Annotated in this window: 13 protein-coding genes; 12 read left to right on the top strand and 1 reads right to left on the bottom strand. The window is 41.2% G+C overall.

The window, feature by feature from the left end:
- The first annotated feature begins 71 nt into the window (after positions 1 to 71).
- The 3 genes from MKY30_RS03075 to ssuE all read left to right on the top strand — a co-directional run bounded on the left by MKY30_RS03075 (position 72) and on the right by ssuE (position 2,826).
- Complete coding sequence (locus MKY30_RS03075; protein WP_339283317.1) at positions 72 to 854, top strand: transporter substrate-binding domain-containing protein; 783 nt, start codon at positions 72 to 74, stop codon at positions 852 to 854.
- A 15-nt stretch (positions 855 to 869) separates the two neighbouring features.
- Positions 870 to 2,168, top strand: a complete 1,299-nt coding sequence (locus MKY30_RS03070) for an LLM class flavin-dependent oxidoreductase (protein ID WP_339283316.1) — start codon at positions 870 to 872, stop codon at positions 2,166 to 2,168.
- Positions 2,169 to 2,283: 115 nt separating this feature from the next.
- Entirely contained in the window at positions 2,284 to 2,826 is a 543-nt protein-coding gene (gene ssuE, locus MKY30_RS03065) for an NADPH-dependent FMN reductase (RefSeq protein WP_341082810.1), read from the top strand.
- A gap of 142 nt (positions 2,827 to 2,968) precedes the next feature.
- Here ssuE and MKY30_RS03060 read toward each other — a convergent pair whose 3' ends face one another.
- A complete protein-coding gene (locus tag MKY30_RS03060; RefSeq protein WP_341082807.1) occupies positions 2,969 to 4,987 on the bottom strand; it encodes a transglycosylase domain-containing protein in 2,019 nt (672 codons plus the stop codon).
- 297 nt (positions 4,988 to 5,284) lie between these two features.
- Here MKY30_RS03060 and MKY30_RS03055 point away from each other — a divergent pair, with 297 nt between their 5' ends.
- From MKY30_RS03055 to icmF, 9 genes are all read left to right on the top strand, one after another.
- Positions 5,285 to 5,716 (top strand): DUF1934 domain-containing protein, encoded by a 432-nt coding sequence (locus MKY30_RS03055; protein WP_339283313.1) that lies wholly within the window; start codon positions 5,285 to 5,287, stop codon positions 5,714 to 5,716.
- A 184-nt stretch (positions 5,717 to 5,900) separates the two neighbouring features.
- On the top strand, positions 5,901 to 7,571 hold the full coding sequence (gene argS / locus MKY30_RS03050; RefSeq protein WP_339283312.1) for an arginine--tRNA ligase: 1,671 nt from the start codon (positions 5,901 to 5,903) through the stop codon (positions 7,569 to 7,571).
- A gap of 302 nt (positions 7,572 to 7,873) precedes the next feature.
- Positions 7,874 to 9,982 carry a (Fe-S)-binding protein gene (locus MKY30_RS03045; protein WP_341082804.1) on the top strand — a complete coding sequence of 703 codons (2,109 nt, stop codon included), beginning with the start codon at positions 7,874 to 7,876 and terminating at the stop codon, positions 9,980 to 9,982.
- An 88-nt stretch (positions 9,983 to 10,070) separates the two neighbouring features.
- On the top strand, positions 10,071 to 11,258 hold the full coding sequence (locus MKY30_RS03040) for an acetyl-CoA C-acetyltransferase (protein ID WP_341082802.1): 1,188 nt from the start codon (positions 10,071 to 10,073) through the stop codon (positions 11,256 to 11,258).
- 40 nt (positions 11,259 to 11,298) lie between these two features.
- Positions 11,299 to 12,156, top strand: a complete 858-nt coding sequence (locus tag MKY30_RS03035; RefSeq protein ID WP_341082801.1) for a 3-hydroxybutyryl-CoA dehydrogenase — start codon at positions 11,299 to 11,301, stop codon at positions 12,154 to 12,156.
- A 45-nt stretch (positions 12,157 to 12,201) separates the two neighbouring features.
- Complete coding sequence (locus tag MKY30_RS03030) at positions 12,202 to 13,335, top strand: acyl-CoA dehydrogenase (protein ID WP_379546250.1); 1,134 nt, start codon at positions 12,202 to 12,204, stop codon at positions 13,333 to 13,335.
- Positions 13,336 to 13,337: 2 nt separating this feature from the next.
- On the top strand, positions 13,338 to 14,477 hold the full coding sequence (locus tag MKY30_RS03025) for an acyl-CoA dehydrogenase (protein ID WP_341082800.1): 1,140 nt from the start codon (positions 13,338 to 13,340) through the stop codon (positions 14,475 to 14,477).
- A gap of 127 nt (positions 14,478 to 14,604) precedes the next feature.
- Entirely contained in the window at positions 14,605 to 15,210 is a 606-nt protein-coding gene (locus tag MKY30_RS03020) for a TetR/AcrR family transcriptional regulator (RefSeq protein ID WP_147212280.1), read from the top strand.
- Between the two features lie 51 nt (positions 15,211 to 15,261).
- A complete protein-coding gene (gene icmF / locus MKY30_RS03015; protein ID WP_341082799.1) occupies positions 15,262 to 18,492 on the top strand; it encodes a fused isobutyryl-CoA mutase/GTPase IcmF in 3,231 nt (1,076 codons plus the stop codon).
- The last annotated feature ends 1,170 nt before the right edge of the window (positions 18,493 to 19,662 follow it).

Below are 19,662 nucleotides of genomic sequence, written 5' to 3'. Positions count from 1 at the left end.
ATATACAATGACAAAGGCTTGAACCTGTGTCAAATACGAATGGTTCTTAAATGAATCGAAGGGGGAAATAAATGAAAAAATTACTTTTATTTGTATCTGCTGCATTCTTACTTCTTGCCGCGGCTTGCGGTCAGGGAGAAGGAAGCGATTCATCGGAAGAGAAGGTGATTAAGGTCGGGGCAGTACCAGATGGATTTCCGCATACCTTTCAGGAAGATGGAGAGCTTGTTGGATTTAATGTAGATATATTTAATGCCATTTTCGATGATATAGGCTATGAAGTGGAGTGGGTTTTAACAGAATGGGATGGTGTTCTGGCAAATTTGCAGTCTGGAAAGGTAGATACAGCAATTAATTTTGCAGCAACTCCTGAGCGGGGAGAAGCGTATGATTTCACGGATCCGTACTATAGTTCAAAAGCAGTTGTTGCTACCTCCAATAAAGACCCGAAGATAGAATCATTAGATGATCTTGCTGGAAAAGAATTAGTCAGTATTTTAGGAACCAATTTTGAAAATGTCTTAAAAGAAAATTTCCCGGAAGAAGATTATGAATTAGTTATTTATGAATCTACGGATGTAGCTTATACCGATATTAATACAGGAAAAGTAGACGGATTTATTTATGGCAGAGAGCAGCTGATGGCACAGATTAGTCAGCGGGATATTCCACTTGAGATTGTTGATGAACCGTTTGGGGATCAGCCGGTAGCACTGCCATTCCAAAAGACAGAAGAAAATCAGGAATTAATCGCGGAAATTAATCAATCCATTGAAAAATTGAAGGAAGACGGAACATTTTCTGAAATATCTTTAAAATGGTTTGATGTCGACTTTTTAGCAGAAGAACAATAGAGAGGAAGAAAATAAATGAAACTTGGAGTAATGATACAAGGACCGGGTGGACATATGAACTCCTGGAAGTCAGAGGAAGTACCTGATGATGCCAGCGTTAATTTGAACCATTATATATCTGTCACCAAAAAAGCAGAAGCAGCCGGAATGGATTTTGTATTTATTGCAGATGGGCTGCACATTAATGAAAAATCCATTCCGCATTTTCTCAACCGTTTTGAACCGTTAACATTATTATCGGCTTTGGCAGCAGTCACAGAAAAAATCGGCTTAGCGGGAACTGTTTCAACAACGTATAGTGAACCATTTAATATTGCACGTCAATTTGCCTCTTTAGACAAATTATCAGGAGGTAGAGCTGGATGGAATGTCGTTACCTCCCCATTGGAAGGAACAGCATCCAATTTTAATAAAGGAAATCATCCAGAGCATAAGGTGCGTTATCAAATGGCAGATGAATATTTAGACGTTGTCAAAGGATTATGGGATTCCTGGGAAGACGATGCCTTTGTCAGAAATAGGGAAACAGGTCAGTTTTTTAATGCGGAGAAGATGCACCGTTTAAATCATTCAGGAGAATTTTTTAAAGCAGAAGGTCCATTAAATATTAACCGTTCCAGGCAGGGACAGCCGGTTATTTTTCAAGCTGGATCGTCTAAAACCGGAATACGATTTGCGGCAAAACACGGGGAAGCAATTTTTACGAATAAATCCACTTTAGAAAGCTCTCAGGAATATTATCGTGCATTGAAAAAGCTGGCTGCAGAAAATGGAAGAAAACCGGAGGATATTGCAATTTTACCTGCTCTATCTCCGATTATTGGCGCGACAGAGGAAGAAGCAGAAGAAAAATATAATGAAATTAAAAATTTAATCAGTATCGAGGAAGCACTCAACTATTTAGGACGTTTCTTTGACCATTTTGATTTTAGTCAGTTTCCATTAGATGAGCCATTCCCGGATATTGGCGATGTCGGGAAAAACAGCTTTCAATCCACGACGGATGATATCAAAAAGCGGGCAAAAGAAGAGAATTTAACATTAAGAGAGGTTGCTTTAAGTGTTGCTACACCAAGAAATGAATTTTTCGGCACCTATGAGCAGGTTGCTGACAAAATGATTGAATGGGTAGAGAATGAAGCTGCAGATGGGTTTGTAATTAGTATGTATGTATTAGGGAAGCAATATGATGATTTTCTGAAGCATGTACTTCCGCTGCTGGAGAGGAAAGGTTCCTTTCAAAGTGATGGTAAAAGCGATACTTTACGGGGGAATCTCGGATTATCGGTTCCTGAAAATCGTTTTAAAAACTAGGAACACCTGCCGGATAGAGTTTAGTTTTAAAAGTACGTGTTCAAAGAGAACAGAGAAATTCACAGGATTATTTTATTGGGCTGTTTGAATATCCTCTTTAAAGAAGGAAAGGAGAATGAATGTGAGTGCAATTGTTATTATATCAGGAAGCCCTTCGCCACTGTCCAGATCAGAACGCATTCTTTATTATTTGGGTAACCGGGCGGAGCAGAAAGGCTTTTCTGTGAAATATATATCTGTCAGAGATGTGGATGCTGAAGATTTATTATTTGCCAACTTTCAAAGTTCAAAAATAAAAGAGATAGCAGCTGATTTGGAAAAAGCAGAGGGAATTATTGTCGGATCCCCTGTATATAAAGCTTCTTACGCAGGAGTGCTGAAAGCATTATTTGATCTTATGCCTCAGGATGTTTTACGGGGAACTGTTTCACTGCCGGTTATGACAGGGGGAAGCCTCTCTCATTTATTGGCGCTGGATTATGCTCTAAAACCATTACTTGCTACACTGAAAAGCCAAAACTTAAAAGGTTTATATTTTCAAGATAGCGAAATTGATAAAACGAGAGAAAACCCAATTTTAGATGATGCCATGCTGAATAGGACGCAAAAGCAATTAGACTATTTTTTAGAGCAATTAAAAAGTCAGGAGCTGGTTTGACATAAAAAAACACAGCATCCGGGATTTGACCTTCAGGATGCTGCGGTAAGATCAGCTTTAAATATATTAAAAATGAATACTTGATAATTGGCCCTCGTTTAGAGGGTTTTTCTATTCTGATATGAGTAGAGTTTACATGATATTAGAATAACATTTCAAACCACTTTTCCAAAACCCCTCTGTCCGGCTTATCTATTTCTTCATCCTGCTGCTCTGCTTCATCATTATGACAGTATCCAAGCGGTTCAGTACCCTTTTCATAAAACATAATTCTGCTTTTTTCACAGCTTACATCTGCCCGTAATCCGCTGACAGGATCAACTGGGAGGCCAACAACACCAGAGGGCATGGAAAAGACATTTTTTCCATCCTGATCAATTTTCTCCATGTAATTTGCCCATATCTCTTTTGAAAAAGCTGTTTCTGCTACATTAGTCATTTCTCTATGGTCATCATACCCGACCCAAATACCGGTAGAAATAACGGGGCTGTATCCGACCATCCAGCTGTCAAAGTCTGTCGTACCGGATTTGCCGGCATAAATATCAGTCAGCTGATTATTGACATTTGCCCCGGTGACACTCGTATAGCCGTTTAACGTCTCGTCAAACATTCCTGTAAGAAGCTGTGTCAGAATAAAAGCTTTTTTCTCATCCAGTACCGCCTTTCCCTCCTCTGGTTTATGTGAGTAAAGGGATTTTCCATCAGCATCTGTAATTTCTTCAATCAGATAAGGAGTGACTGCCTTCCCTCCATTTGCAAGACGGGCATAAGCATTTGTCAACTCAATCACAGAAACAGAAGAAGTGCCGAGGGCTAAGGAAGGGACTGAATTTAAATCGCTTTTAATCCCAAATTTTTTCGCTGCTTCTATAAATCGGTCCCCGCCTATATAAAGTGCTGTTTTCACAGCATAAATGTTATCTGATAAAGCAATTGCCTGAGCAAGCGTGATTGGCGCATCTGCATAATACCCGTTAAAATTACTCGGCTGATACGTAGAACCATCAGAAAGTTGGAAGGAAGTAGCTTCACTGGTTAAAGTCGTACTGGCTGTATAACCGTTTTCCAATGCAGCATAATATAAAATTGGCTTAAAGGTAGAGCCTGGCATCCTTTTGGCATCGACTGCCCGGTTGTAGCTGCTTGTATGATAATCGATTCCACCCACCATTGCTACTACTTCACCCGTTTGCGGGACAATAGAAATGCCGGCAGCTTCCAAGTCGCTCTTTTCATCGATGGTTTGGGCAGCTGCTGCTTCCATTTCCTGCTGATAATCACTGTTTAAAGTTGTGTGGAGCCGGTAACCACCAAGCTTTACCTCTTCTACGTCCTTATTTAAAATCTGCGCAGCTTCTTTTAATGCCTGATCCTTAAAAAAAGATGCCGCTTCTTCAACAGGAGCCTGTTTTTGATAATTTAATTTTTCATTTATTGCTGCAGTATAGTCCGCCTCAGAAATAAGCTCATTATCAAGCATCCTTTTAAGAATAAGCTGCTGCCTGTTAGTGGCATTTTCTAAATTATTTAATGGAGAATAATAGGTAGGTCCCTTTGGAACTCCAGCCAGCATACTTGCTTCTGCCAGGGACAGCTGATCAGCAGGCTTTCCAAAAAAATAATTACTTGCAGCTTCAATCCCATGAGCGCCGTGTCCATAATAGATAGTATTCATATAGCCTTCTAAGATTTCTTCCTTAGAATAAAACATTTCTAAGCGAATGGCATAGAAAGCTTCCTGCAGCTTCCGGGACCAGGTTTTCTTTGGAGATAGATAGAGATTTCTTGCATATTGCTGTGTGATAGTGCTGGCTCCTTCTTTCAACGAGCCGGAAACAAAATTATTCCATAATGATTTTGCAATACGAATGAAATCAAGACCGTTATGATCAAAGAAGCGATTATCTTCTATAATCAGGGTTGCCTGAATAGCAGAAGGATCTATATTGTCTAAAGAAACCCATTCATAGGAATCTCCAAAGCTATCTTCAATGATTTCTCCTTCCTGATCATAAAAAATAGCGGGAGATTGATTACTGAGATTTGGCGGTCCCATTAAATAAGCTAATAAGTAGATCGCTAATATTCCAGCAATCATCAGTAAAATGATACCGCCAATCAGCTTGTAGATTAGGCGCAGTTCTTTTAATGATTTCATCCTTCATCGTCTCCAAAAATAATGTGTCTTCACTAAAATGGTGATACTGGAGTTTGTATATCCTCTCTCTTCATTATGGAAAAAGAAATGATTTTATAAACCTGTAAAGTGAAACTTGATTTAGCGGGAGATTTTCGACATCCAGATTAAAATAGATATTTCTATAAAAGTAAGGGGGATTATGGGCTCTTATGCCGTGGTAAAGTTTTTCATCAGCAAGAGTATTGCTTATCATAGTGTTTTATAGATATAATAAACAAATACATTAAATTAAGAAAAATGATAGAAGGAGTACCTATGCAACAAAATTCCGAACATGTCAATATTACGTTGAAGACACTGATTTTTGATTTGGATTCAGGCGATCAGGAAACCCAGGAGCAGACTTTTACTGGGGAATGGACAAAAAAAGGCGACATCGATGTGCTGAGATACAAGGAAGAGGTTGAAGAAGCCGGAACCATCCAGAATATGATTATGATTCGTCCAGAGCGTGTTTCTATAAAGCGCACAGGTGCCATCCAAATGAATCAGCAATTTCAGTTAGGTCAAAAAACAGAAAATATTTATCAGCATATGCATGGCAATATTCATATGGAAACTTTTGTGGAATCCATCACATTTAGAGAGGATACAATGCCGCGGGTGCTTGATATGAATTATACAATGAAGCTGAATGGCCAAATAGAACGTAAGCATCAGCTCGAGCTGCAATTTTCAACAAAATAAGTAAGAATTCCCCTTGCCTTCAAGAAATGCAAAGAGAGTAAGCGGGGGAGGAATTGCCAAAAGTAAAGCCATGACAGGAGGGGCGGAACGTTAGTGGAATCCCTTTCTGGCGTAAGAGCAATCCACCGGTACGGGCGTGTTCCTTAAACTGCCTGCGGGGGATGAAACAAGGAGGAAACAGGAAATGAACGTATTAGCACAAGCAGAAGAAACATTAAAGGAACAAATTCATACAGCCGTCATTGCTGCAGAGCTTGCAACAGAGGACACCATTCCCAATATTATTCTGGAAAAACCAAAAGATAAAGCGCATGGCGATTTTGCCACCAATATTGCGATGCAGCTGGCACGGATTGCAAAAAAAGCACCACGTCAAATCGCAGATGATATTGTAGCGAAATTAGATAAGCAGAAAGCATCCATTGAAAAGGTAGATATTGCCGGACCAGGATTTATTAATTTCTATATGAAGCAGGATTTCTTAGGTGAAGTGATTGAAACGGTGCTTGAGGCTGGAGATGCTTATGGAACTTCGAAGGACGGCAATGGCGAGAAGGTGCAAGTCGAATTTGTATCCGTTAATCCGACCGGAGATCTCCATTTAGGTCATGCAAGAAATGCGGCGTTTGGAGATGTTTTGTGTAATCTTTTTGCAGCTGCCGGCTATGAAGTAGAGAGAGAATATTATATTAATGATGCAGGAAACCAAATTAATAATTTAGGTTTATCGGTAGAAGCTCGTTATTTGCAGGAATTAGGACAGTCTGTTGATATGCCGGAAGATGGCTATCATGGGCAGGCAATCATTGATATTGCGAAAACGCTTGTGAAAGAAGAAGGAGATATCTGGGCGGAGAGATCACATGAAGAGCGTCTGGATTATTTTAAAGAATATGGACTTAAAGCCTCCTTGCGTAATATTGAAAATGATTTAAAAGATTTCCGTGTTGAATTTGACAGCTGGTTCTCCGAGCGTTCACTCTTTAAGGATAATCAGATTGATGATGCTTTAAAAGTGCTGGAAGATGGCGGCTATACCTATGAAAAAGATGGGGCATTATGGTTTAAGACGACAGCATTCGGGGACGATAAAGACCGTGTACTTATCAAGCAGGATGGAGCTTACACCTATTTAACTCCGGATATTGCTTATCATAAAAATAAATTAGACCGCGGCTTTGATCAGATTATTAACGTATGGGGCGCAGATCACCATGGTTATATACCAAGAATGCGTGCAGCTCTTGAGGCTATGGGTTATCCAGTCGATAAATTCTCCGTGAAAATTATTCAAATGGTAAACCTGTTTGAAGGCGGAGAAAAAGTTAAAATGAGTAAGCGTACAGGTAAAGCTGTATCGTTAAGAGAGCTTATGGATGAAGTAGGAATTGATGCGGTACGTTATTATTTTGTTGCGCGCTCAAATGACTCGCAATTGGATTTCGATATGGATTTGGCAAAATCACAATCCAATGATAACCCGGTTTACTATGTTCAATATGCACATGCACGTATCTGTACAATGCTTGAACAGGCAAAAAATAAAGGCTTTGCAACAGAGGAAGCGTTCGATGCGTCCCTATTAACAGCGGAAAAGGAACTGGATCTGCTTAAAAAAGTAGGGGAGCTACCGCAAGTGATTGCAGATGCAGCAGATAAACAAACACCGCATAAAGTAACCCAATATGTATTTGATTTGGCATCGACGCTGCATAGCTTCTATAATGCAGAGAAAGTATTAGATGCAGATAATCCCGAGCGTACGGGCGCACGTATTGCTTTAATGAAAGCTGTGCGTCAAACATTGGCAAATGGATTAGGTATTTTGGGAGTAACTGCTCCGGAGAAAATGTAATTTGAAGATGATCAAAAAAATCCCGCAGAGAAATGGTTGATTTCTTTGTGGGATTTTTTGATTACATTAAAGACACGTAATTGAAAGGAATTCCTTATGCAGGTTATTCATAAACTTAATTCCTGTTAAAGGATATTTATTTACGTTCAATTTGATATATCAATCTAAAAAATATCGTTATTTCCCTTGAAATAGGTTGACTGAATGTTCATTCATGTTTTAAAGTAGAGATAGAATTATTTTTTATTAAAATATGAAAACGCTAACAATTTATATTATAATATATAGAGGGGGAAATGATATTGGATACATTTCTGATGATTAATTGGATAGCATTTTTAGCTGTGACGGGCTATGCACTATTCTTATTTGCCAAAGTCATTGCAACACGGGTTACTTATATCAGACTTGGACAAAAATCAGAGTTTGATGGCGAGATAAAGTTGAGAATCCAGCGCATTATAAAAAATGTATTTGGGCAGTCGAAGCTATTAAAGGATAAAAAATCCGGTACGATTCATGTCATGATGTTTTATGGCTTTATCCTGGTTCAGTTCGGAGCTATTGATATGTTTATCAAAGGGCTCTCCCCTGGAAACCATTTGCCGTTCGGCGTGCTCTACCCGGGATTTATCTTTTTCCAGGAGCTCGTGACGCTGATGATTTTAGTTGCAGTTGTATGGGCATTTTACCGCCGTTATATGGAGAAACTGGTCCGTTTGAAAAGGGGATTTAAAGCAGGGCTTGTTCTTATTTTTATCGGTACATTAATGGTTTCCGTACTGTTTGGAAATGGAATGGCTATGATTTGGCACGGACATGAAGTAACATGGGCAGAGCCGGTTGCCAGTATCTTTGCCAGCTTATTTGGCGGTGTTTCAGCAGGTACAGCGATGGTGCTATTTTATATTGCCTGGTGGGTACATACGGTAACATTGCTTACATTCTTGGTGTATGTGCCGCAGTCCAAGCATGCACACTTAATTGCTGCACCAATCAATGTATTCCTGAGCAAGCAGGTACCCGGGAAATTAGAAAAGCTTGATTTTGATTTAGAGGATATGGATGAAGAAAGTGAAGAGGAGATTGCTTTTGGAGTCGGGAAGGTAGAAGACTTCAAGCAGCATCAGATGATAGATTTCTATGCCTGTGTGGAATGCGGCCGTTGTACGGATGTGTGTCCGGCTTCTGGCACAGGAAAAATGCTTTCGCCGATGGATATTATGATTAAGGTCCGGGACCATTTAACGGAAAAAGGAGCGGCAGTTACCGGCAAATCAGCCTGGGTTCCTTCCTACGCCTTTTCAGGAGCTGCAGGCAACCAGGCTTCTGCAAGCAAGGAAGCTGCTGCATCCGTTCAAAGTATGAGCTTGATTGGTGATGTAATCACAGAGGAGGAGCTGTCTGGATGTACGACCTGCCGGAACTGTGAGGATGCCTGCCCTGTAAATAATGAGCATGTTGGTACGATTATTGATATGCGTCGTTATTTAGTCATGACAGAAGGAAAAATGGATTCTGATATTCAGCGTGCTGTCATGAATATTGAACGTCAGGGCAATCCCTGGGGATTATCCAAGAAGGATCGGATTAAATGGCGTGATGAAGATGAATCCGTTTATATTCCGACAGTGAAGGAATTGAAGAAGGAAGATAAAACATTCGAGTATTTATTCTGGGTCAGCTCGATGGGCTCCTTTGACAGCCGCAGCCAAAAAATTGCACTCAGCTTTGCAAAATTAATGAACCAGGCCGATGTCAGCTTTGCTATCCTGGGAAATACAGAGGCAAACTCTGGTGATACAGCAAGACGGATTGGTAATGAGTTTTTATTCCAGGAAATTGCGGAGAAAAATATCAAGCAATTTACAAAGAATGACGTCACGAAAATTGTCACGATAGACCCGCACGCGTACAATATATTTAAGAATGAATACCCTGACTTTGGATTTGGGGCAGAGGTATATCATCATACACAGCTGCTCTATGACCTGATTATGTCAGGAAAATTGAAGCCGCAAAAAGCAATAAATGAAAGATTAACTTATCATGATTCCTGTTATTTAGGAAGATATAATGGCGTATACGATCCACCTCGGGAAATACTGAAGGCTATTCCAGGCCTGGAGCTGGTGGAAATGAACCGTAGCCGTGAAAATGGAATGTGCTGTGGCGCGGGCGGCGGCTTAATGTGGACAGAAGAAACGACTGGAAACCGGATTAACGTTGCGCGTACAGAGCAGGCATTACAAGTACAGCCGTCAATGATTTCAAGTGCATGTCCATATTGTTTAACAATGCTGAGTGATGGCACAAAAGCAAAAGAAGTAGAAGAGGATATTGGTACAATGGATGTTGCTGAGATTTTGGCACTATCTGTTTTTGAACAAAATGAAGAAAAAACAGCATAAAGGTATAGAGAGGGCGGGTGTCCTCTCTATACTTTCTACTGTTCATTGAACGAGCGTTCGTTCGAAGTATAAAGGGAGGCTATATATTATGAGAAAATCGGTTATTGTTGCGGGGGCGCGCACCCCTTTTGGGAAATTTGGGGGAGCATTAACACCGTTAACAGCAGTAAATCTGGGAGCAGTAGCAATTAAAGCAGCATTAGAAAGAGCTGAACTTGATGGTGCAGATGTAGATGAAGTGATTATGGGAACCGTTCTGCAGGGTGGACAGGGACAAATTCCGTCAAGGCAGGCTGCAGTGGAGGCAGGCATTCCATGGGAGGTAAAAACAGAAACAATTAATAAGGTCTGTGCTTCCGGGCTGCGCAGTGTTACATTGGCAGATCAATTAATCCGGTTAGGCGAAGAAAATATAATTGTTGCCGGCGGAATGGAAAGCATGAGCAATGCACCATATTTTTTACCTGATGCCAGATGGGGAAACCGCATGGGTGATAAATCGGTAAAGGATTTAATGATTCATGATGGTCTTACCTGCACTTTTACAGGAAACCATATGGGAAGCTATGGCAACGACACAGCTGCATCCTTTAAAGTGTCACGTGAACGCCAGGATGAATGGGCAGCGAGGAGTCAGCAGCTGGCAGTAAATGCGATCGAATCAGGGAAGTTTGCAGATGAAATTGTTCCTGTAGAAATCCCTGTCCGTAAAGGTGAGCCGATTGTTGTCAGTGAAGACGAAACACCGAGAAAAGGAACAACTGTTGAGAAATTAGCTGCGCTACGGCCTGCATTCGATAAAGACGGCACCATTACAGCAGGCAACGCACCTGGTGTGAACGATGGAGCGAGTGCTGTAGTTGTCATGTCAGATGAAAAAGCAAAGGAATTAAATAAAAAGCCGCTGGCAACAATTTTAGGCCATGCGGAAGTAGCAGTGGAAGCAAAAAACTTTCCGCAGACTCCAGGCTTAGTAATTAATCGTTTGTTAGAAAAAACAGGTGTATCCCAGGAAGAAATCGATCTCTACGAAATTAATGAAGCATTTGCAGTTGTTGCACTGGCAAGCGGACAAATTGCAGATATTGATGAGGAAAAAATAAATGTCAATGGTGGAGCAGTCGCGCTGGGACATCCGATTGGCGCAAGCGGTAATCGGATTATCCTAACATTAATCCACGAGTTAAAACGCCGCGGCGGTGGAAAAGGCATTGCGGCGATCTGCAGCGGAGGCGGCCAGGGAGATGCTGTTTTAATTGAAGTACCGGCAGATTAATTGTGTGCGTTAAAAAAACTTCTAAAAGGAGCGTGTTATCATGACTGTAAAAGAAGTAATGGTTATTGGAGCAGGGCAAATGGGTGCAGGAATTGCGCTCGTTTTTGCCCGTTCCGGCTATCAGGTGAAAATGTATGATACAAACATAGAGGCGCTGAAAAGGGGAAAGCAGTATATTGAGAAGATATTCGATAAGGATATTGCTAAAGGAAAAATGGAAGCGGATACAAAGAAAGAGGCGTTAAATCGTCTGCAGCTTGTTGTTGATCTGGATGCAGATCCGATTACAGCTGATTTTATTATTGAAGCGGTTGTTGAAAAAGTGGAAGTGAAAAAAGAAGTATTCCAACGGCTTGATGAGCTTGCACCGAAGCATACCATTTTTGCGACCAATACATCCTCCTTGCCGATTACTGAAATTGCTTCTGTCACCAATAGAGCTGAGCAATTTATCGGCATGCATTTTATGAACCCTGTTCCCGTGATGAAGCTGGTTGAAATTATTCGGGGACTGGAAACGAGTGAAGCAACTTACCAGACAGTTAAAGAATTGTCGGAGGCCTTAGATAAACAGGATGTAGAGGTGAAAGATTTTCCGGGCTTTGTTTCCAATCGCATCCTGATGCCGATGATTAATGAAGCAGTTTATACCGTTTTTGAAGGGATTGCGAGTATAGAAGATGTGGACCAGGTAATGAAACTGGGGATGAATCATCCAATGGGGCCGCTGCAGTTGGCAGATTTCATTGGTCTGGATACATGCTTATCCATTATGGAGATTCTTCACGAAGGCTTCGGAGACAGTAAATATCGTCCATGCCCGCTCCTGAGACAGTACGTGCAGGCAGGAAGACTCGGCAAGAAGGCAGGCAGAGGCTTTTACACATATAGTGATTAAAAAAGAGAACACGTATTGAACGTGGAAGGGGTATGCATATTGATTATTACACAAACAGAGGAACAAAAAATGTTAATCAAAATGGTTCAAGACTTTGCCCGCGATGAGATTGCCAAGGAAGTCGGGCGGATGGAGGAGGAAGACCGTTTTCCGAAAGAAATTATTGCGAAGATGGGAGAGCTTGGATTAATGGGTATTCCTATACCGGAGAAGTATGGGGGTGCCGGTATGGATTTCAGTTCCTATATCCGTGTGATTCACGAGCTGTCAAAGGCAAGTGCAACAATTGGTGTTATTTTGTCGGTACACACCTCTGTCGGCACAAATCCGATTCTTTATTTTGGAACGGAGGAACAGAAAAAGAAATATATTCCCAAGCTTGCTTCCGGAGAATACTTAGGTGCTTTTGCTTTAACAGAGGCAAATTCCGGCTCAGATGCAAGCGGTTTAAAAACAACGGCTAAGCTGGTCGATGATATGTACGTATTGAACGGTTCAAAAGTATTTATTACTAACGGGGAATATGCCGATACATTTATTACATTTGCCAGAACAAGTGGTGATAAGGACGGGATCAGTGCTTTTATTGTTGAAAGAGATAGTCCGGGTCTGGTGATTGGAAAGAATGAAAAGAAAATGGGATTGAAGGGTTCAAGTACGGTTGAACTAACCTTTGAGCAATGCCGGATTCCTAAGGAGAATCTACTTGGTAAGGAAGGGCAGGGCTTTAAAATAGCGATGGCTAACTTAAATATCGGGAGAATTGGCATTGCGGCCCAGGGTCTCGGTATTGCGGAGGCAGCGCTGGATTATTCCGTTGCTTATGCAAAGGAAAGGGAGCAGTTTGGCAAACCGATTGCAGCAAATCAGGGGATTTCCTTTAAGCTGGCAGAGATGGCGACGAAGGTGGAAGCGGCAAAGCTATTAACCTATCAAGCAGCAAAACGGATTGAAATGAATCAAGCCTGTATAAAGGAAACGTCTATGGCGAAGCTGACAGCAACAAAAGCAGCAATGCAAAATGCAATTGAGGCTGTTCAGATTTATGGCGGCTATGGCTATACCAAAGAATATCCTGTTGAAAGGCTGTTTCGTGATGCGAAGGTAACGGAGATTTATGAAGGAACGAATGAAATACAGCATATCGTGATATCTAAAGAGCTATTGAAGGGGAGATAGAAATGAATTTTCAATTAACCGAAGAACAAGAAATGCTGCGGAAAATGGTCAGAGATTTTGCTGAAAATGAAGTGGAGCCGACAGCGGCGGAGAGGGATGAAGAAGAGCGATTTGACAGGGAGATTTTCAATCAGATGGCAGAGCTTGGATTAACAGGTATCCCCTGGCCGGAGGAATATGGAGGGATAGGTTCCGATTATGTGAGCTATGTGATTGCAGTAGAGGAACTATCGCGTGTCTGTGCTTCCACGGGAGTAACGCTTTCGGCTCATTTATCTTTGGCGAGCTGGCCAATTTATAAATATGGCAATGAAGAACAGAAGCAGAACTTTTTACAACGGCTTGCAACTGGAGAAGCGCTGGGGGCTTATGCCTTATCAGAGCCTGGGGCCGGCAGTGATGTAGTGTCGATGAAAACAATAGCTAAAAGAGACGGTACGGATTATATATTGAATGGCAGCAAAGTGTGGATCACAAATGGCGGCGTGGCAGATCTCTATATTGTTTTTGCAAAAACAGATGCGGAGAAAAAGCATAAAGGCATTACTGCATTTATTGTTGAAAAAGGAACAGATGGCTTCACATTCGGCAAAAAAGAAAAGAAGCTTGGCATTCGTTCATCTCCTACTACGGAGTTAATCTTCGAGAATTGCAGAATACCTGCAGAAAATGTATTGGGGGAAGAAGGAGACGGTTTTAAAATTGCAATGACCACCTTAGATGGAGGCAGAAACGGCATTGCTGCACAGGCTCTGGGAATTGCGCAAGGAGCACTGGATGCAGCTGCAGCTTATGCGAAGGGAAGAGAGCAATTCGGCAAGCCGATTGCAGCCAACCAAGGCATATCCTTCAAACTGGCAGATATGGCAACAGATATCGAAGCAGCCCGTCTGTTAACCTACCAGGCTGCATGGCTAGAATCAGCTGGAAAAGCCTATGGAAAAGCATCTGCCATGTCGAAATTATTCGCAGGTGATGCGGCGATGCGTATTACCGTAGAAGCAGTGCAAATTTTTGGCGGCTATGGATACACAAAAGACTATCCAGTGGAGCGCTATATGCGTGATGCTAAGATTACGCAAATTTACGAGGGTACAAATGAAATCCAGCGGCTTGTTATCGGACGGATGCTGACAAAATAGATATATTTTCTTTCAGTAATTGAAGCTGAACATAATATTTGTGAATGCTATGGAGGAATAAACACTGATTTTATCATAGAGAACCGCCCATTTAATGAAATCTCATTTACAAAAAGGAGGTTGAGTGATGAGTGAAGATCAGATCCGCTCCTCTGTCAAAGACCAGGAGCTCGTAATGCGGCGCAGAAAACAAATTATTGAAGGGGCCATGCGGCTGTTTAAGGAAAAAGGCTTTCACCGGACTACGACAAGAGAAATTGCCAAAGAATCTGGATTCAGCATTGGCACATTATATGAATACATTAGAACAAAAGAGGATGTGCTTTTTCTTGTTTGCGAATTTGTACATGATCAAGTGCGTGATCAGCTTACAGCAACGATTTCTGTAGATAATCCATCAGACGAAAGTCTGCGTCAGGCCATCCGGCAATATCTTTATTTTATGGATACCATACAGCCTGAAATTTTAATGCTGTATCAGGAAACGAAATCATTAAATAAAGAAAAGCGCAAGTTTGTGCTGGAGCAGGAGCGTAAGGTTGTTGGAATGATGGAGGAGCTCTTAACTGTTTCCTTAAAAGAAAAGCTGAGCTCTAAAGAAATTTATTTTTTGGCAAATAATATTGTCGTCAGTGGACATATGTGGTGCTTCCGCCGCTGGATGATTCAAAAAGAATTTACTATTGATGAATACGTAGAATTACAGATGAAACAAGTGAATTGTTGGCTGTAAACATATGAAAGTCCAGAAATCTTGGAATCTAGTTAAAGGGGAGGATGAAGCATGACAGAAGAGCGTTATTCGCCAAAGCATCCCATTCGTTTTGTGACGGCATCCAGCTTGTTCGATGGGCATGATGCTTCCATAAATATTATGCGGCGTATTCTGCAGGCCAGCGGTGCCGAGGTTATTCACCTTGGGCATAACCGTTCGGTAGAAGAAGTAGTCTATGCAGCCATTCAAGAGGATGCACAGGGGATTGCAATCTCATCTTATCAAGGCGGACATGTCGAATATTTTAAATATATGATTGATTTGTTAAAAGAGCTGGATGCGGCGCATATTCAAGTTTTAGGTGGTGGCGGAGGAACCATTCTTCCGCGAGAGATCAAAGAGCTTCATGAATATGGAGTTGCCTGGCTGTTTTCTCCTGATGATGGAAGAAAATATGGCCTGCAAGGGATGATTGACCGTATGCTGGAAAAATGTGATTTTATCCCGCCGATAGATATAGAGAAAGACTTCTTGCGATTAAAAGAAGGGGACCGGCTGGCAATCGGTAAATTCATCACCTTAATGGAGAATGGGGAACAAGAAACTAAGAAACAGGTTTTAGAAAAGTTCTCTGCTCATTCCAAAAAGAAAATTCCTGTACTTGGAATCACGGGAACAGGCGGAGCAGGAAAGAGCTCTCTGACCGATGAACTTATCCGCCGATTTTTGAATGAAATTCAGGAGCGGAAGATAGCGATTTTATCTATCGATCCTTCCAAGCGAAAAACAGGCGGTGCTTTACTTGGAGACCGTATCCGAATGAATGCTATTTTTTCCGACCGGATTTATATGCGCTCTCTTGCTACCAGAAATTCAGGCACAGAGCTTTCTGATTCAATTCAGGATGCGATAGAAGTGGTACGTGCCTCAGACTATGATCTCATCATTGTGGAGACGAGTGGAATAGGGCAGGGCGATGCAGCAATTACAGATATTACGGATTTATCTATGTATGTTATGACTGCAGAGTTTGGTGCACCTACACAGCTGGAGAAAATCGATATGATTGATTATGCTGATTTTATCGTCATTAATAAATTTGAACAAAAAGGATCAGAGGATGCGCTCAATCAAGTGCGAAAGCAATATGAGCGCAGCCATATGCTATTTCATCAGGATAAAACCAAATTCCCTGTCTTTGGTACAATAGCGAGTCAATTTAATGATGAAGGAACAAACGCTTTATTTGCTTCATTGATTGATCGGATGAATGAAGATTATCAGTGGGAAGCAGAAATTCCATTTCAACGTCATGTTATTTCAGAAAAGCAAAATCAAATCATTACCAATGAGCGCAGGCATTATTTGCGGGAGATCGCTTCCTATGTCCGGAATTATGATAAGCGTGCTGGGAAACAGCGGGGGATTGCCACGAAACTCTATCAGTTAAAAGGAGTAAAAGGGGACTTGGGCGAGGAAGCAGGAGCTTCATTAGACCGGGCAATTACAATATATGAACAGCAATTGGACGGGGATGCGAAACAGCTGCTGGATAATTGGGAAACATTAAAAGAAAGTTATCTGGGTGACACATTTACCTTTAAAGTAAGAGAGAAAGAAATCACGATGGACTTAACAACAGAGTCTTTATCAGGCTTAAAGATTCCAAAAGTTGTGCTGCCCAAATACCGGGATTGGGGAGATCGTCTGTATTGGTTAATGAGGGAGAATGTTCCAGGCTCTTTTCCTTATACAGCCGGTGTGTTTCCGTTTAAACGAAAAGGAGAGGACCCGACGAGACAATTTGCCGGCGAAGGAACTCCTGAGCGGACTAATCGCCGCTTCCATTATCTTTCTAAGGGAGAAGAAGCGAAACGTCTTTCTACTGCATTTGATTCAGTAACTTTATATGGAGAAGATCCTGCAGAACGACCGGATATTTACGGGAAGGTCGGCAACAGCGGTGTAAATATTTGTACATTAGATGATATGAAAAAGCTCTATAGCGGCTTTGATTTAACAGATCCGTTAACATCTGTTTCCATGACGATTAATGGACCGGCGCCAATTATTTTGGCAATGTATTTTAATACTGCTATTGATCAGCAGGTAGATAAGTTTACAGAAGAAAACGGACGCCCGCCGACGGCGGAAGAATTTGGTCGAATTCAGGCAGATACTGTTTCTGTAATCCGGGGTACAGTGCAGGCTGATATTCTAAAAGAGGATCAGGGCCAGAATACTTGTATCTTTTCGACAGAATTCGCTCTCCGGATGATGGGAGATATTCAAGCATATTTCATAGATAATAAGGTACGGAATTATTATTCAGTTTCTATATCCGGCTATCATATTGCGGAAGCAGGTGCAAATCCGATTACCCAGCTTGCATTCACATTAGCAAATGGATTTACCTATGTAGAGTATTATTTGAGCCGGGGAATGGATATTAATAAATTTGCACCAAATCTTTCTTTCTTCTTCTCTAATGGTTTAGATCCCGAGTATACAGTGATTGGAAGAGTGGCAAGAAGGATTTGGGCAATTACCATGAAGGAAAAGTACAATGCAAATGAGCGCAGTCAAAAGCTGAAGTACCATGTACAGACTTCAGGGCGGTCCCTGCATGCCCAGGAAATAGATTTTAATGATATCCGTACAACATTGCAGGCATTACTGGCTATCCAGGACAATACAAATTCACTGCACACGAACGCTTATGATGAAGCGATTACGACACCGACAGAAGAATCTGTCCGCCGGGCAATGGCAATTCAAATGATTATTAATAAAGAATTTGGATTAGCAAAAAATGAAAATTCCTTACAGGGAGCTTTTATTGTTGAAGAGTTAACTGACCTTGTACAGGAAGCGGTTTTAAAGGAATTTGAGCAGATGAATGACCGCGGCGGTGTACTGGGAGCAATGGAACGTCAGTATCAGCGCGGGAAAATTCAGGAGGAATCACTTTATTATGAAGGAAAGAAGCACTCCGGAGAACTGCCGATTGTAGGCGTAAATACGTATTTAAATCCCAATCCTCCATCTGAAGAAGATATTGACTCAATGGAGCTTGCCCGGGCAACAGAAGAGGAAAAAATGCATCAAATCAAAGAACTGCGCCGTTTTCAGACAGAGCATCAAGATAATGTAGAAGAAGCTTTAAAACGATTAAAACAGACAGCAGTAACAGATGGAAATATCTTTGCAGAATTACTGTACACAGTCCGCTACGCAAGTCTGGGCCAAATCACAAAAGCACTCTACGAGGTCGGCGGACAATACCGGCGTAATATGTAAACTCGTTGAAAGTATAATGAACTATGAAACCCACGCTCACGTTCTTTTTATAATAAAAATGAATAGTTTATGATTAATTTCCCTTACTGTATAAGTTGAAATAGGAACTTGCATGCTCTTGTTTATCACTCAACTTTCGCACCTAAGAATAAACATATAAACCTTGCTGTTCCAGGATGTACATGGTCTTAATTATCATGCTTGCTTTTAGTTAACTCATCTTTTTATTTTTTGAACAGGTTATTGTGTATAGCTTCCGCTCCGGCCAACCACTCCGCTTTCCATGGGGACGGCTTCAGCTAACTTGAAAAGAAACCCGCTTTTCAAGTGGATCTTCAGCTCGCCCTGTTCCCATAGGAGTCTGCGTGGTTGGCCTGCGCTCTAATAGGAGTCTACAGCGCATGGAAGAAATAATATCCTGATGAAATTAGCTGAAATCATCGTTTTTTAGCCTAAATAAACAATCATGCTGGTGTTTTAAACGGTTTTTAGCAGTTCAAATCATGACAACATGAATAAATCATATCGAGAATAGCTTTCATGCACCAAAAATAAGGATTACTGAGCATCTTTATCATAAAACATGAAAAATTTGTTCCGTCAGATCCGCCTTTTATTTGTTCAGTTATTTTAGTATAGAATACCCTGTTAGCGGAGGCGGACCGTTTTGACTCCTGAGGGATTAAGCACCATCTGAAGATCCACTTTTGCCAAGTGATCTTCTTGGCAAAAGTTAGCTGAAGAGCGTGCCCCTAGGAAAGCAAAACGGTCCGCCGTAGCGGTTGCTATACACTTTACCTTTTATATTTGTCAACAGATATATGGAGAAAATGATCAACCCCCTGTTCCTATGGATAGGAAGTTACTTTTTAAAGTGCGAAATTTGAGTTTATCATAATAAAGATGATTATGTAGAGTAGTGACTAGCGATGGTTTTCGATAGAAACGAGTAACTGTAGCAATATTGTCGGGTTAGTAAAAATTTAAGATAGATGGACATGAAACTATCTAACGTAGGAAAAACACGGAGACTCCTGCGGGAAAGCGCAGTGTTTTTCCGGAGTGATCACTATTCAGCTTATTTAAGAATACAGAACCGTAAACTTTCACTGGATAATTGCATTCAAATATGTTTATAATGTAAAATAGATTTATTGTGACAAAATCGCA

It is taken from the genome of Oceanobacillus sp. FSL W8-0428 (assembly GCF_038004405.1).
Taxonomy (GTDB): Bacteria; Bacillota; Bacilli; order Bacillales; family Amphibacillaceae; genus Oceanobacillus; species Oceanobacillus sojae.
The sequence above is the reverse complement of the archived record's forward strand: the minus strand, read 5'-3'. Positions and strand labels throughout refer to the sequence as shown.

What these genes read in the sequence shown, in the direction of transcription:
- icmF (WP_341082799.1), top strand. Translation starts at nt 15,262, where the DNA reads ATGACAGAAGAGCGTTATTCGCCAAAGCATCCCATTCGTTTTGTGACG.
- MKY30_RS03025 (WP_341082800.1), top strand. Translation starts at nt 13,338, where the DNA reads ATGAATTTTCAATTAACCGAAGAACAAGAAATGCTGCGGAAAATGGTC.
- MKY30_RS03060 (WP_341082807.1), bottom strand. Translation starts at nt 4,987, where the DNA reads ATGAAATCATTAAAAGAACTGCGCCTAATCTACAAGCTGATTGGCGGT.
- ssuE (WP_341082810.1), top strand. Translation starts at nt 2,284, where the DNA reads ATGAATGTGAGTGCAATTGTTATTATATCAGGAAGCCCTTCGCCACTG.
- MKY30_RS03075 (WP_339283317.1), top strand. Translation starts at nt 72, where the DNA reads ATGAAAAAATTACTTTTATTTGTATCTGCTGCATTCTTACTTCTTGCC.
- argS (WP_339283312.1), top strand. Translation starts at nt 5,901, where the DNA reads ATGAACGTATTAGCACAAGCAGAAGAAACATTAAAGGAACAAATTCAT.
- MKY30_RS03055 (WP_339283313.1), top strand. Translation starts at nt 5,285, where the DNA reads ATGCAACAAAATTCCGAACATGTCAATATTACGTTGAAGACACTGATT.
- MKY30_RS03070 (WP_339283316.1), top strand. Translation starts at nt 870, where the DNA reads ATGAAACTTGGAGTAATGATACAAGGACCGGGTGGACATATGAACTCC.
- MKY30_RS03035 (WP_341082801.1), top strand. Translation starts at nt 11,299, where the DNA reads ATGACTGTAAAAGAAGTAATGGTTATTGGAGCAGGGCAAATGGGTGCA.
- MKY30_RS03040 (WP_341082802.1), top strand. Translation starts at nt 10,071, where the DNA reads ATGAGAAAATCGGTTATTGTTGCGGGGGCGCGCACCCCTTTTGGGAAA.
- MKY30_RS03020 (WP_147212280.1), top strand. Translation starts at nt 14,605, where the DNA reads ATGAGTGAAGATCAGATCCGCTCCTCTGTCAAAGACCAGGAGCTCGTA.